Source organism: Pseudoclavibacter sp. RFBB5, assembly GCF_002931555.1.
GTDB lineage: Bacteria > Actinomycetota > Actinomycetes > Actinomycetales > Microbacteriaceae > Pseudoclavibacter.
In genome coordinates, this window is sequence record NZ_PSTZ01000003.1 from 261,948 (window position 1) to 276,009 (window position 14,062).

Here is a 14,062-nt window from a genome sequence, read left to right on the forward strand (position 1 = left end):
GTCGGTGCTCGGGGAACCCTCGGGCAAGCAGAACCGGAGACGAGAGCGACTACCTGTAGGCGCCCCTCCCCGTTCCTCGGCGCGCGCCGTATTCAACGACCCGGTGAGGGGAGAAGTACCCATCGCGTAACGCTGGAAGCGTGGTTACGCTGGCGATTCATCCGAGAATTCTCCGGAGGATCCCCGTGCCGCACATGTGCAATCCTGCTCCCGTCTCCCAGGACACAGTTTCGTGACCGCGTTCATCGACCCGCTCTCCGACGAGCGCGGCCCTGATGGCGCGGGCGGCGGCTACACCGTCTACTGGGCATCCGCTGAGCGGGTCACGCTCTCGAGGCCGCTGCAGCGGTTCCTCATCGACGCGCAGTTCTCGCGCCTCCGCCCGATCCTCGTGACGACCGACCAGGCGCACGTGTCGAGCTTCGTGGCGGATGCCTTCCAGGCGGCAGGCGGGTACTGGGCCGTGTCGCACGGCAGCGCGATGTTCGACGCGTTCCGGGGAACGCGCATCCGCAGCTTCGGGGACTTCTGGGCACCCAAGCCCGGCGTCCTGCCCGAACCGCACCCCATGCTCTCGCGCCTGCGCGAGCAGACGACGCCGTCGTTCGTCTTCGACGTGTACGTGCGCGACCGCGCGGACGACCGCACGCTCATCGGCGGCACGGCCGACCTCCTCGTAGCGGGCCTGGGCGGGGGCGCACTCGAGCGCTGGGGCCTCGTCGAGCCGCTCGCGCAGCGCTGGTCGCACACCGCTGTCACCGAGTCCATGCGCCGGCAGATGCCCGTCACCGAACGCCACTACGCGGCGGGCGGCGACGGCTCGGCCGTCAGCTTCGCGGTCTCGCGCACGAAGTCGGGGATCCTTGAGCACGTGCGAGGCGCCGTGCCCATCCGCGGCGCCGAGCTCACGGCGCTGGCCCGCGACCCCCGCGGTTCCCTCGCCGCGCACCCGCGCGTGCTCGACACGCTGCGCGAGCTCGCCGAGACGAGCCGCGTCAACGTCGCGCTCCTCTCCTGCGGCGAGGTCGAGGAGCGCGACGGCTCGTTCGGCCGCCTGCCCGGTGTGCGCCGCCCCGAGCAGCCGCTTGCCGTGCTCCTCGGCGCACGCGCCGTGCGCGACCTCGCGATCGACGTGGACGCGCTGGCCGAGCACCACGACGTCACCACCGTCGGCCTCCGCCGGGCGCCAGCGCTCATCGTGCGGCTCTCCGGCGGCGACCCGCTCTGGTACCAGCTGCGCGCGTTCGCGACGGACCTCGACCAGGAGCGCCTCGCATCCGCCCTCGCCGTGGAGTTCGCCACGGGTGACGCGAACGTCGGAAGGAGCTGACCGTGCCCATCGAACTGGTCCTGCTGAGCGAGGTCGCACCGAGCGACGAGGCCATCGCGCGCGCCATCGCCGAGACCCACCCGGAGGGGCAGCTCGTCTCCTTCGAGGACGGCGCCGTGCGCCACGCGGTCGACGGGACGGGAGCGTCCCTGCTGACGGTGTTCGAGAGCCAGCCGATCGTCGACCCGACGAGTGCGGTCGCCGCCATCGCGCATCCGCCCACAGCGTTCGGGTTGTGGACAGACGTGACCGTGCCGAGGAGCGAGCCGCAGCGCGGCCGTGCCCTGGCCGAGCAGATCGCCGCCGCTGTCGGCGGAACCGTGACAGAGAGGGTGTGACGTGTCGGATTGGAAGATCGACCCCACCGGGGTGCAGACGGTGCTCACGAGCGTGCAGACCACGCAGGGTGAGCTCGCTACCGTCATCACGGAAGCGGGCATGAACGGCGTCGTGGCGGGCGTCGCATGGGGCGGCGGCATCACGGCCGGTGTCTCCGAGGCCCTCGCCGGCCTGCTCACCGAGCAGCAGTCGAACGTCACGGCCGTCGGCAACACCGTCAACGCGAGCGTCACGGGCGTCGCCAACGCCGTCTACGCCTACAACAACGGGCAGGAGCAGATGGCGCTCGAGTTCCAGGGCGCCATCGCGGACGGCTCCGACGGCGACTTCAGCTTCTTCGAGCAGCACGGCTACCGGGGGGACGCATGACCATCGAAGTCTGCACGGGAGACGGTCTCATCGACCCGTCGGCGTTCGTCCTGAAGAGCGCCGATCTGGACACGTCGCTGATCGAAGGATCTGCCACGGCCCTCCAGGGCATGGGGTCTGGTCTTGTCGAGAAGGTGTCGACCATCAGCACGACGTGGTCTGGCATCGGCGCCTCCTATCAGGCGCCGGAGCAGGAGTCCGTCTATGCGGCGATCACGCCCGCGACGAACGCGGCGGCGGATGTGGAGACCAGCTTCTCCAGCGCGGCCGGTTACCTGAACACCTACGCGGAGGCGCTGGAAGCGGTGAAACCGACGCTCAAGGACCTCGAGGACCGCGCGGTGGCGTTCCGTCAGGAGGCGCTGGCCGGCTACAACGTGACGGTGTGGGATGCGCACGGCCTGTCGATGGAGTGGATGACCACTTCCTTCAGCGACATGGATGAGAAGTCCGAGCACATCCCTTGGACAGAGCACGGCCCGGCGAAGGAGAAGAACACGGAGCTGCTCGCCGAGTATGCGGCGATCATCGAAACGGTCTCGGCGGCCGCGACGACCTGCGCCGCTGGCCTCGAGACGCTCAGCACCGGAAGCTACGTCACCGAGGACGAGGCCATCACCGCCGAGGCGATCATGGCGTCGACGGAGCTGCCGTGGGGCTACCCGTCTGAGGAGGACCGCAACTGCTCGGAGTCGGTCGCGCACGGCGCCGGGAACTTCTGGCACGGCACGTGGACGGGGGCGGCGTCGCTCATCGGCCGCGACCCCGTCACCGGCGACTGGGGCTGGGACAAGGCAGGCGCCGCGTGGGGCGGGCTCGGCAACTTCGCCCTCTCGACGGCCGTCGTGCTGTCCCCGACGACGTGGGCCGTGAAGCTCGTGGCGCCCGGTTCAGAGGCAGACCAGTGGTTCGACGACCGCGTCAACGTCGCCGCGACCGGATGGGGCAGCCTCATCGGCTACGACCACCAGGCCGCGCTCGCGGGCGAGAACGGCTTCCACGCGTGGGAGGAGGACGCGGTCGCGACGGGCACCGAGACGATCGCGAACATCGGCACCTTCTTCATCCCAGGTGCGAACGTCGCGAAGGGCGTGTCGACGGCCGGGAAGGTCGGCTCGATCGTGACCCGTGTCGGCGGGGTCGCCGCCGACTTCGCGATTCCCGGCGGCTCGCTCGCGGTCGGCCTCGTGACGAAGGGCATCAAGTTCTCGCCAGACGGCCTGAAGATCACGCCGTACGTGGGCGCGACGGGGGTCGTGGATGCGCTCTCGCCGTCCGGTGGAGTGCCTCCGGTCTCGTCTCACTTCGGACTGGACGCGCCTGAAGCTCCGGCGGCCCCGTCTGGGCCCGCGGGCCCCGTAGCCACGCCGAACCCAGCGGCCGGCGCGCCCGCGCCTGGTGCTGCTTCGCCTTCGTCCGCGCCCGGTGCTGCTTCGCCTTCGTCCGCGCCCGGTGCGCCGACACCGACATCCTCGGTCGAGGGGCCGTCGACCAACGGCGCGTCGCCGTCGGGTGCCGGGTCTGCGTCAACCGGGCAGAACTCGCCGGGTTCTGGTGCGACCGGCGCACCGTCGAGCTCCGGCACCTCTCCGAGCGGCACCAATGCCACGACTGGCACACCTGATGGCCCGAACGGGGTGCGCGACCCTGAGGTGGCTCCCACTCGGACCCCTGAGGGTGACGCCGAGCATCCATCAGGGAACGGCACGCAGGATGCAGGCGGCCAGCAGAACGCGCCTGACCAGCAGAATGGCAATGGCCAGCAAGATGCGCCGGGCGCGACGCCAGCTCCAGACGCGAACGGTGGGCAGGTGGCGCCTCACGCAGAGGGCACGCCGCCCGGACCGGCCGCCGCTGCGTCCTACCCGGAGCCACCCACGGAGTACCCGCGTCCCGAGCCGACCCAGACAGTCGAGGTGCCGAAGGCGGACGCACCCGGGCCCCGCACGCCGTTCGCGGCGAGCAGCGACCTGGCGCCGAACAGCCTGTACCGGGTCGAGGGCCGTGGCGACTTCTACACGGACGCTGACGGCAAGGTCGTCTACGTCGAGGCGAACTACGGGACGACGGGCAACCTGAACGCCGACTTGATCAACCCTCAGCCGAACGCGACGTACGTCGTGCATCCGAACGTCGGCGAAGTCTCTGAAGGGGCGAGCGCCGCCCACGTCTTCGAAACGGATCACGCCGGCCGCACCGTCGGTGCGCACACGGAGCAGCTGGCCCTCGGAGACGCGGACCGGTCGCCAAGCGTGCAGTCGCGCATCGGAGACGAAGGCGGCGATGGGTACGATGGCGGGCACCTGTTCGGGAACGGCTTCGGTGGCGGCCCAGAGGACGCCAACCTCATCGCCATGTTGGAAGAGATCAACAGGGGTGGTGGCGACAGCTACTTCAACCTGGAGAACTCGTGGCGTGAGCTCCTGCAGAGAGACCCCTCGACGATGATCGAGGTTTCGATCAAGCCGCACTACCCGGACGGGAGCACGGTGCCGGATCGCGTGCAGGTGACGTACTCGGTCAACGGCGAGATGCCGATCAACAAGGAGTTTTCGAATGTCAGATGAACGCGGACTCATCGCTGAGCAGGAAGCCCTCACGCGGGTCGCGAAAGAGCTGCACGGCCTGATCGGTCCGGGAGACGAACGCGCCGAGTATCTCGGAACGGTGCTCGCCCCGGTCACGTCGGAGCGCGTGCGGGCCGCGAACCCGAACGGGAAGTACAAGATGAGCGACGGGCAGTTCAATGCGCTCCCGTTCACGGAAACCCTGCGTGACGCCGTCCGAGACCTGCGGTCGGCGACCTACCGCGAAGGGGCTGGCACCTGGTTCAGCGCGAAGGTCTCAGTGACAGCCCAAGGGGCGGTCTCGGCGGAGTACAACTACGACGACGAGCCAGAGTGGGATGCGCCAGTCGATGCCATTGCGTACCTGACGGACCTCGAGCAGTTCCCGCGAGACGAGGTCAACCAGCCCGCATGGCTGAAAGCCAAGCTTGAGGAAGCGCGCGCCGCGCGTCACCCGTGACGCTCCGGGTCGGGGCGCGCACCCGAATGAGCTCGACCTCGGGCTTGGGAAGCAGACGACGCCATGACGACGCAGAACATCGCCGACCGAAGCACCGTTGCCCGCCTGAGTGAGGTGCTGACGGAGCTCAACTGGCCGGTCTCGAAGCAAGAGCTGACCGGGGTAGCTGCAGAGCTGGGATGGTCGGAAGCTCGGTCGACAAGCCTCAGCGCTCGCTACCGGACCGGATACATCGAGTCGCCCGAACGCGTCTCGAACGCCTCGGCTTCCGTCAAGGACGAGTCGGTCACCGAGATCCAGGTGAAGCTCAGCGGTGCGGACGCCAGTGGTGCAGTCGATGTCGCAGGTGCCCGGCGCCACCTCGGCGCGGAGCTCGCGGAGATCCTCGGTGAGGGATCCGCACGTCAGGGCAGCGACATCGCTTGGGACCTCGACAACGGCGGGCGCCTGTGGCTGAAGTCGCTCGACACGAGCGTGGCGCTCATCGCGCTCCAGCCGGCATACGCTGAGATCGAGCGCCGCGAGGAGCGGTCGGGCATCGGCCCTGGCCGAGTGCCGGGCGAGGCCATCTGATCCGAGGCACAGCACCGTTCGCGGCCACCGCGTCTTTGAGAACGCCAACGGCGAGCATCCAGTGCCGGATGCTCGCCGCCGCTCATGTCGGTGCGTTGAGTCGCTGCCTAGCTCGGGATCGACGCCCGTGCCGCGGACAGGGCGCGGCGGGCGACGTCGTCGTTCTCGACCAGCGAGTTGCGGATGGCGGCGATGACGTCGCGCACCTGCTGTCCGGCTGAGTTCCACTGCTGCTCGAGGTGCGCGTACTCGTCCGAGACGCCGTCGGCCTGGTAGTCGGCCATGGCCGACTTGACGTCGGCGTCGCGGCGGTCGAGCGCCGACTCGAGACGGGCGGCGACCTGCTCGAAGTTCGCCTGCGTCGCCTCGGACGAGCCGATGTTGTAGTCGTTGCGATCCATCTGGTTCGTGAACATGCGTGTTCTCCTCGTTCTCGTCGCGTCGGTGTCTGAGCGCTAGGCCTGCGGGCGGATGCGCGTCAGGAAGGACTCAGAGCTGAAGTCGGTCGAGCCGGCCGCGGCCTCGTGCGTCGCGGCTCCGTCGTCGGCGGCGGCGACGAAGGCCTTGTTCTGGCCGCTGATGGAGGTGACGATGCCGACGAGCGCCGAGTTGAGGGCGTTCGAGATCTCGTCGGTCTTCGACTTGAAGTTGTTGAAGCTGGCCTTCGCGGGCCCGTTGAAGGTCGAGGAGAGCGGCTCGGCCGCGTCGAAGAGCTGCTTCACGAGCTCGCCGAGGTCGTCCGATTCGGTCTGCGACTTGTTGCCGAGCGTGACCAGGGTCTGGTCTTCCATTGCGAACTTCATGGCATCCTCTCCAGCACCGCGATCGGCGCGCGTTCTTATCGGGAGATGTCAGTCCAGCACGGGTTGCCTGCCGTCGTCCAACTTTTCACCGGGGAGTTCTCCCCTCCCGGCGTCAGGTTTGGCCGACTAGCCTTGCGACTCGTGTGGAAAACGGCCGATCTCCCAGCGGCGACCGCCCAGCTCGCCTGGTCGATCGCGCTCGACGTGGCGCTCGGGCTCGCGGTGGTCGCTGGCCTCTCGCTGCTGGCCGCGGCCCACAGTCTCGCGTTCGCGGTGCTCGTCGGAGTGGTCGTGTCGCTCGTCCTGCTCGCGGTCTGGTGGTGGATGCGCGCTGCGCTCGGCACGAGCGCGGGCCACGCCCTGCTGGGGCTCCGCACCGTCGCCCGGTCGACGGGCATGCCTGCGCATCCGCTCACGGGCGCACGCGCGACGATGAACGTCCGCACGGGGCGCGATCCGCTGCATCTGGTGCCGGCCGCGATCGAGCTCGCCCCGCCGACTCGCGTGCCCCAGCGATTCTCGAGCCCGGACCTCGAGCTGCACTTCGATGACGGCTCGCGTCACGTCGTCCGCGGCGTGATCGTCGTGGGCCGCGCCCCGCAGGTCTCGTCGAGGAGCCAGCGGCCGGTCGCCGTGCCCGACTTCTCACGGAGCCTCGCCCCGACCCACGTGCGCCTCGAGCCGAACTTCGAGGGTGTGCTCGTCACCGACCTCGGCAGCGTCTCCGGCACGTGGGCGTTCGCGGGCGGCGACCCGCAGCGGTTGCAGGCGGAGACGGCCGTCACCGTTCCGTTCGGCACGGTGCTGGCCCTCGGCTCGAGGCGCGTGCGCCTCGGTCGGCCCGGCGTGCCAGGAACGGGGGTGGCCGCGTGAGTGAGACGGACCGCACGCTCATCGACACGACGCGCGCGCACCGCGAGCGGATGCTCGGCGCGCTCGCGCACGGACCGCAGGCGACGAGGCGCACCGTCAACACGAACGTGGGTCGACTGCTCGGCTCGGTGATCCTCGGCGCCGTCATCTGCTGCGCGTGCCTCGGCACGAGCTTCGTCGTGAACCTGCTCGAGGATCGCAAGCAGCAGGAGGCGATCTCCGCGTTCCAGGCGGCGGCCGCGGCGAACCCCGTCCAGCCAGGCGGCACGGTCGTGCAGGACGAGGCGACCGGCTTCCTGCTCGACCAGGCGACGGGCCAGTACACCGACCCGCGCACGGGTTTCGTCGTCGACCCCGCCACCGGTTACGCGACGGACCCGGCCGGCAAGCTCATCGACACGAGGATCGGCTGGTACATCGACCCGGCCACCGGGTACTACACGAACCCGACGAGCGGCATCACGATCGACCCGCAGACGCTGACGGTGGTCGAGTGAGCAGCGCCAGCCCTGGCATCCGGCGAGCGAACCCCGATGCCCGGCGACAGAACCCTGAGGAGCACTGAGTGTCGTACACGCGACTCACCGTCATCGGCAGCGAGCGGAAGGCAGAGCTCGCGCTGCCGAGCACCGAGCCCGTCGGAGTGCTCCTCCCTCACGTCCTCGAGCTGCTCGACGAGCACCCGCACGGCGGTGACGTGCTGATCCTGACGACACTCACCGGCGCATCCCTCGACTTCGACGCGACCCTCGAGGAGCAGGGGGTGCGGCCGGGCGCGATGCTGCGCGTGACGACCGCCGACGACGCACCGCAGGCGCCAGAGGTCATCGACATCACCGACGCCATCACGGAGGCCGGGGCCACGAGGCGGGACGCCTGGGGGGAGGCGCACACGCGCACGACGCTGGCCGTCGCCGCCGGGGTCGCCGCCGCGGGTGCCGCCATGTGGGCCATGGGCGCGTTCGCGCTTCCGGCGCAGTGGATGCTCGCCGCCGCGGCACTGCTCGCGGCCGCTGGCGCGGGACTCGCTCGGTCGGGCCAGCGGTTCGCGGCGGTCGCCGTCGCGAGCACAGCGATCGGGGTCTCCCTGCCCGCCGCGTTCGGGCTCGCCGCGGAGGTCGGCAGGGACGGTGGCGCCGGCGGCGTCGCGGGTCTCCTGCCGAACACGGTGCTCGTCGCCGCCATGTCCGCCTGGTTCGTGCTCGGACTCGTGTGGGGCATCGGGTTCCAGCGGGGCTCGGCGAGGTACGGCGCCGCAGTCGGCCTGATTGCCGGCAGCATCCTCTTCTTCCTGAGCCTGGCTGGCTTCGATCGCGGTGGCGTCGCGGTCATCGTGTCCGTGCTGAGCGTCGCGGCCCTCGGCCTGCTTCCTGGCGCCGCCCTCTCCCTCAGCGGCCTCACGTCCTACGACGACCGCATCATGCGCGGCGAGCGCGCGTCGACGGTTGACGTGCGGGCTGCGATCGCGGAGTCGTTCGCGCAGCTCACCTGGACGGTCATCGCCGTGTCGGTCGTGGCCGCGCTGTCGCTCACCGAGCTGCTGCTCTCGGGCGACCCATGGCGGCAGGGGCTCGCCGCGGCCCTCGCCATCGTCGCGCTCCTCCGCATGCGCACGTTCCCGCTCGCGCCTCCCCGTCTCGCCCTGCTGGCCGCCGCTGCCGTGCCCGGCATCCTGTGGCTGCTGTCGACGCCGCTCCTCGGCGACGGTGAGAAGGCCCTCGCCGCGGGTGTCGTGGCGCTGCTCGCGGTCGCCACCGCCGCGTGGAGCCCGAGCGGGGTCGTCGCCGCCAAGCTCAGGCGCTGGGCCGACATCGTGGAGCTGCTCGTGGTGCTCACGGTTGTGCCCCTCGCGCTCGGCTCGTTCGGGATCTTCGCCGACCTCCTCGAGGCGTTCCGTTGAACCGACCGAGCGCCTTGCACCTGGCCTGGCCGCACGCGTTCACGGCGCGCGGGGCGGCCGAGCTGCGGGACCTCCGAGAGCGTGCCGCCGTGCCGCTTGCGCTCCGCCGTCGTGTCGGCGTCGCCTCGCTCGCGGTCGGCGCCGGATGCACGACGGTCGCCGTGGAGCTCGCCAGGTTCCTGTCGTCAGTGCGGCGCGACCGGGTGCGCTTCGTCAGCGCGCAGGGCGGCAGCGCCCGCCCGGAACGCGGCCTCGATGGCACGGCCGTCGAGGCGCTCGAGCTGTCGCCGGCCGAGTGGCCCGCCGACGTCGACGCCTGGTGGCGGCTGCACCGCGCGTCCAGCGACGCCTACGACCTCACGGTCACGGACTGGGGCGCGACTCCGCTGGAGCGCCTCCGCGACCTCGCGGAGCACTCGCACGTGCTCTGCCTCGTGACCCCGGCGGACCGGTCGAGCGTCCAGCAGGCCCTCGACGTCGCCGCCGCGATCGGCGCGCACACCAGGGTCGTCCTCGTCGCGGTCGACGTGCAGCGCGTCGCCGGCCTCGCGACCGAGATGCTCGTCGACAACCTGCCCTTCCCGTCTGTGCTCCTGCGACACGACCGGAAGCTGCGCGAGAGCGCGCGGCGGGGCCTCGACGGCGTGCGCATGCTGCGCCTCGGTGCCAGGGTCATCGATGCGGCAGCGGGGGTGGCGGCACCGCCGGTGCCCACCCCGGTCGCGCCCTCGGCTCCGATCCCGCACGCGCCGCCGGCACCCGTCGCGCCGCCCGCGCAGGCGCCCGTGTTTCCCCCAGCGCCCAACCGACCCGCATCCACCTCCGACCGACCAGGGAGGCGACCGTGAGCATCCGCGACGCACACCGACCCACCCGGACCGTCTTCCCGGCCCAGAGGCCCGAGCCCCGCCAGCTCGCCTCGCCGCCCACGCTGAGCGACGAGGCCAGCGCGACGCCATTCCAGTTCCTGCTGCCGGTCGTCGGCGCGCTCACGTCCGTCACGATGATGGTGGTCATGCGCAACGGGCAGCCGCTGTTCCTCTTCATCGCCGGCATCGTGTTCGTCGTCGCCATCGTCTCTGGTGTCGGCTTCGCGATCTCGGCCAGGGGTCGCGCCGGCCGGGCGCTGCGCATCCGCCGCAAGCGCTACCTCGATTACCTCGAGCGGCAGCGCACCGAGCTGCGCGACGAGGCGGCCGGGGCGGCGCGGGCCGCGAGGCTCGTGCATCCCGACCGCAGCGGCCTCGCCTCCCTGGTGCAGGATCCCGCTCGCCTCTGGGACAGGCGCCGCGGCGACCCCGACCACCTGCAGGCCCGCGTGGGCACGGCGACCGTGCCGTGGTTCCAACTCGGGGTCTCCGCTGAGGACTCGCCGACCGAGCCCGCCGACCCCATCCTGCTTCGCGAGGCGCAGCTGCTCGCCGAGACGCACAGCGAGGTGCCGGGGATGCCCGCCGTCGCGGAGCTTCGGGGCGCATCCGTCGTCGCGATCATCGGACCGCGGGAGCGCACCGTGCCCCTCGTGAGGGGGCTCGTCGCCCAGCTGGCCAGCCACCAGCTCCCGGACGACGTGCAGCTCGCCGCCGCCTTCGCTCCGGACCGCGGAGACGACTGGCGTGGCTTCGACCTGCTCCCGCACGCGCAGAACCCGCGCCTCTTCGACGGTCCGATGCCGGCGCGTCGCGTCGCGCCGGACCTCCGCCAGCTCGCCGCCGTGATCGGGAGCGAGCTCCTCGACCGCACCCAGACGGCCGCCGCCGCGAGGCGCCGCGGTGGCACGGCGACGACGCTGACCAGTCTCGTCGTGGTCGACGACCGCCACGGCGAGCCCGCCCGCCCGCTGCAGCTCCCCGACCGCAGCTACACGCCGAGCGAGATCGGCGTGACCATCGTCCACCTCGTCGACGATCGCCTCCACGAGCCGGACGACGTCGACGTGCGCATCGAGCTCGATGCCGACGGCGGTGCGGCGCTCACGCACAACGCGGGCGGCAGCGAGCAGCGCACGCTCTCATTCGAAGCCGACGAGGTGACGTCGACCGCGTTCGAGGGCCTCGCCCGCACCCTGGCCGCGCGGCGCACCTTCGCCACCGCGGGGGCCCGCGACGACGAGGGACCCGCGGCCGACATCGCCGAGATCCTCGGCGTTCCCCTCGACAAGCCAGTCGCACTCGAGCGCGTCTGGGCGCCGCGACAGCCCTCGGAGTTCCTCCGTGTCGCGTTCGGCGTCAACGATCAGGGCCGCCCGGTGCACCTCGACCTCAAGGAGAGCGCGCAGCAGGGCATGGGCCCGCACGGCATCTGCATCGGCGCGACCGGCTCCGGGAAGTCGGAGATGCTGCGCACGCTCATCCTGTCGCTCGCCGTCTCCCACCCGCCGGAAGACCTCGCGATGATCCTCGTCGACTACAAGGGCGGGGCGGCCTTCGCACCGTTCGAGGGACTCCCGCATCTCGCGGGCCTCATCGACAACCTCGCCGACGACCCGCAGCTGACGGTGCGAGCGAAGGCCTCGCTCCAGGGCGAGGTCGTGCGCCGACAGCAGCTCCTGAAGGCCGCGGACTCGTCACCGTCCATCTCGCACTACCGCGAGCTGCGCCGCACTCGCCCCGAGCTCGCGCCCATGCCGCACCTCTTCGTCGTCATCGACGAGTTCGGCGAGCTGCTCACGGCGGAACCCGACTTCATCGACCTGTTCCTGCAGATCGGCCGCATCGGTCGGTCCATCGGCGTGCACCTGCTGCTCTCGAGCCAGCGCATCGAGGGCGGCAAGCTGCGCGGGCTGGACACCTACCTGTCCTACCGTCTCGGTCTGCGCACGTTCAGCGAGGCGGAGTCGCAGGTTGTGCTCGGCTCCGGTGACGCCTTCCACCTGCCGCCGATCCCCGGCTACGGCTACCTGAAGGTCGACACGAGCGTCTACCAGCGCTTCCATGCCGGCTACGTCTCCGGTCCCATCGACGAGGTGGCTGAGGCGCGCCCGGTCACGGACGACGAGCAACCGCGAATCGTCGAGGTGCCCCTCTTCAACGGCATCGACAGCGGGGGAGACCCTGACGCACCGCTCGTGCTGCGCGCCCCGGAGACCCGCCGTACCCTCATCGACGACCTCGTCGCCCAGCTCGACCGGCCGGAGAAGGTCAGACCGGTCTGGCTGCCCCCGCTCGCCGAGCGCATCTCGCTCGGCGAGGCGTTCGCGGCCGGCGCGGACAGCTCAGCAGACCCCAGCGATTCCGGCGAACACCCCCACGGCCCCGCAAACCCCGGGGGAGCGCATCCGCTTCGCTTCGTCATCGGGGTCGAGGACGAACCCGCGAATCAGCGGCAGGAGCCGTGGGTGCTCGACCTCACCAAATCGGGTGGCCACGTCGCCATCATCGGTGGCCCGCAGTCTGGGCGGAGCACGGCCCTGCGCACGATCGCGGCATCGCTGGCCCTCAGCGGCGCACTGGGCGCCGTCGGCATCTACGGCATGGACCTGACAGGCGGCGGCCTCCGCAGGCTGGAGGCGTTTCCGCACGTCGGCGGCGTCGCCACGCGAGGAGACGACTCCAGACTCGTGCGCCTCGTCGAGGAGCTCGCCGCGATGCTGCGGATGCGCGAGGAGCTCTTCAAACGGCACAGCATCGACAGCACGGCGCAGCTTCGCGCCATGCACGCCGCGGGGAAGCTGCCCGGACTGCCGAACGCCGACATCGTCCTCCTCGTCGACGGCTACGGCGCCCTCCGCCAGGACTTCGAGCACCTCGACGGGCCGTTCACGAAGCTCATGCTGCAGGCATCGAGCTACGGCATCCACCTCATCGTGACGCTCGGCCGCTGGAGCGAGCTGCGCATGGCGCACCAGTCGCTGTTCGGGACGCGCATCGAGCTGCGCCTCAACGACCCGTCGGACTCGGCCATAGACCGCAAGCTCGCCAAATCGGTGCCGGCCGACTCCAGGGGGCGCGCGCTCACCGACGCGAAGACCCTGGCGCAGTTCGCGCTCCCGACGCTCGAAGCCGTCGACCCCGACCAGGTCGGCGACGCCCTCGAGGAACTCGCGGCCAGAGCGGCGGAATCCTGGAGCGGGCCGGCCGCAGCGCCCATCCGCCTCCTGCCGAACGTCGTCGACCCGTCGAGCCTGCCCGACGCGGCCGACGAACCCGCCGCCGTGCCCCTCGGCCTCCGCCAGGACACCATGGACACCGCGCTGTGGGACTTCCTCGACTCCGACCAGCACCTGGTCGTGCTCGGGGATGCGAAGAGCGGCAAGTCGACGGCGCTGCGCGTCATCGCGAAGGGCCTCGTCGAGCGGTTCACTCCAGACGAGCTCGCGATCGCCGTCGTCGACCCGCGCGGCAAGGTGCCCGGCGTGATCCCCGAGGAGTACCTCGCAGCCCACGCCAAGTCGGCGGCGCAGGCGAGCGGGCTCGCCGCGTCCATCGCCAGCGAACTCGCCGAGCGGCCAGGCCGCACCGCCGAGGAGCTCAGGAAGACGCCGAGAGTCGTGCTCCTCGTCGACGACTACGACATCGTCGCGGCCGGCGGCACCGACCCGCTCGGGGCGCTGGTCCCTCACCTGCCTGCGGCTCGCGACCTCGGCATCCACATCGTCGTCACGAGGCCCGTCGCCGGGTCGACGAGGGCCATGTACGCGCCGTTCCTGCAGAGCACGCGGGATACGGGCGGGGCGCTGCTGTTGCTCTCCGGCGATCGCAGCGAGGGGCAGATCGCGCCGCGCCTCTACGCCGAGCGGATGCCCCCGGGCCGCGGCAAGTACGTGCGACGCGGAGAGGCTCCCGCGGTCGTGCAGCTCGCGAACCTCCCCGAGCGCGCCTGACGGGGCGGCGGCTGCTCGGTGGGTGT

Annotated in this window: 13 protein-coding genes; 11 read left to right on the forward strand and 2 right to left on the reverse strand. The window is 71.1% G+C overall.

What is annotated here, in order from left to right; translation table 11 throughout:
- Positions 1–232: 232 nt before the first annotated feature.
- From C5B97_RS04500 to C5B97_RS04525, 6 genes are all read left to right on the forward strand, one after another.
- The gene (locus C5B97_RS04500; RefSeq protein ID WP_104310923.1) at positions 233–1,330 is read left to right on the forward strand and encodes a DUF6177 family protein; all 1,098 of its coding nucleotides are present in this window, start codon (positions 233–235) and stop codon (positions 1,328–1,330) included.
- A gap of 2 nt (positions 1,331–1,332) precedes the next feature.
- Positions 1,333–1,668 carry a hypothetical protein gene (locus tag C5B97_RS04505; RefSeq protein ID WP_104310924.1) on the forward strand — a complete coding sequence of 112 codons (336 nt, stop codon included), beginning with the start codon at positions 1,333–1,335 and terminating at the stop codon, positions 1,666–1,668.
- Position 1,669: 1 nt separating this feature from the next.
- Entirely contained in the window at positions 1,670–2,038 is a 369-nt protein-coding gene (locus tag C5B97_RS04510; protein ID WP_104310925.1) for a DUF6507 family protein, read from the forward strand.
- Positions 2,035–4,605 carry a DNA/RNA non-specific endonuclease gene (locus C5B97_RS04515; RefSeq protein WP_104310926.1) on the forward strand — a complete coding sequence of 857 codons (2,571 nt, stop codon included), beginning with the start codon at positions 2,035–2,037 and terminating at the stop codon, positions 4,603–4,605. The genes C5B97_RS04510 and C5B97_RS04515 overlap by 4 nt, the downstream gene beginning before the upstream one ends.
- Positions 4,595–5,065 carry a hypothetical protein gene (locus C5B97_RS04520; RefSeq protein ID WP_104310927.1) on the forward strand — a complete coding sequence of 157 codons (471 nt, stop codon included), beginning with the start codon at positions 4,595–4,597 and terminating at the stop codon, positions 5,063–5,065. The genes C5B97_RS04515 and C5B97_RS04520 overlap by 11 nt, the downstream gene beginning before the upstream one ends.
- Positions 5,066–5,128: 63 nt before the next feature.
- The gene (locus tag C5B97_RS04525; protein ID WP_104310928.1) at positions 5,129–5,638 is read left to right on the forward strand and encodes a DUF6301 family protein; all 510 of its coding nucleotides are present in this window, start codon (positions 5,129–5,131) and stop codon (positions 5,636–5,638) included.
- Between the two features lie 107 nt (positions 5,639–5,745).
- On the opposite strand, the gene C5B97_RS04530 is transcribed toward C5B97_RS04525, so the two are convergent.
- A complete protein-coding gene (locus C5B97_RS04530) occupies positions 5,746–6,054 on the reverse strand; it encodes a hypothetical protein (RefSeq protein WP_104310929.1) in 309 nt (102 codons plus the stop codon).
- A gap of 39 nt (positions 6,055–6,093) precedes the next feature.
- Positions 6,094–6,441 (reverse strand): hypothetical protein, encoded by a 348-nt coding sequence (locus C5B97_RS04535; protein WP_104254576.1) that lies wholly within the window; start codon positions 6,439–6,441, stop codon positions 6,094–6,096.
- Positions 6,442–6,582: 141 nt separating this feature from the next.
- Here C5B97_RS04535 and C5B97_RS04540 point away from each other — a divergent pair, with 141 nt between their 5' ends.
- From C5B97_RS04540 to eccCa, 5 genes are all read left to right on the forward strand, one after another.
- Positions 6,583–7,314, forward strand: a complete 732-nt coding sequence (locus C5B97_RS04540) for a hypothetical protein (protein ID WP_104310930.1) — start codon at positions 6,583–6,585, stop codon at positions 7,312–7,314.
- Positions 7,311–7,811: an OCRE domain-containing protein gene (locus C5B97_RS04545; protein ID WP_104310931.1), complete on the forward strand. Its 501-nt coding sequence runs from the start codon at positions 7,311–7,313 to the stop codon at positions 7,809–7,811. Before C5B97_RS04540 ends, C5B97_RS04545 begins: the two co-directional genes overlap by 4 nt.
- Before the next feature lie 68 nt (positions 7,812–7,879).
- On the forward strand, positions 7,880–9,214 hold the full coding sequence (locus C5B97_RS04550; protein WP_104310932.1) for an EsaB/YukD family protein: 1,335 nt from the start codon (positions 7,880–7,882) through the stop codon (positions 9,212–9,214).
- The gene (locus C5B97_RS04555; RefSeq protein WP_104310933.1) at positions 9,211–10,062 is read left to right on the forward strand and encodes a hypothetical protein; all 852 of its coding nucleotides are present in this window, start codon (positions 9,211–9,213) and stop codon (positions 10,060–10,062) included. Before C5B97_RS04550 ends, C5B97_RS04555 begins: the two co-directional genes overlap by 4 nt.
- Positions 10,059–14,036 carry a type VII secretion protein EccCa gene (gene eccCa, locus C5B97_RS04560; protein WP_104310934.1) on the forward strand — a complete coding sequence of 1,326 codons (3,978 nt, stop codon included), beginning with the start codon at positions 10,059–10,061 and terminating at the stop codon, positions 14,034–14,036. Before C5B97_RS04555 ends, eccCa begins: the two co-directional genes overlap by 4 nt.
- Positions 14,037–14,062: the final 26 nt, after the last annotated feature.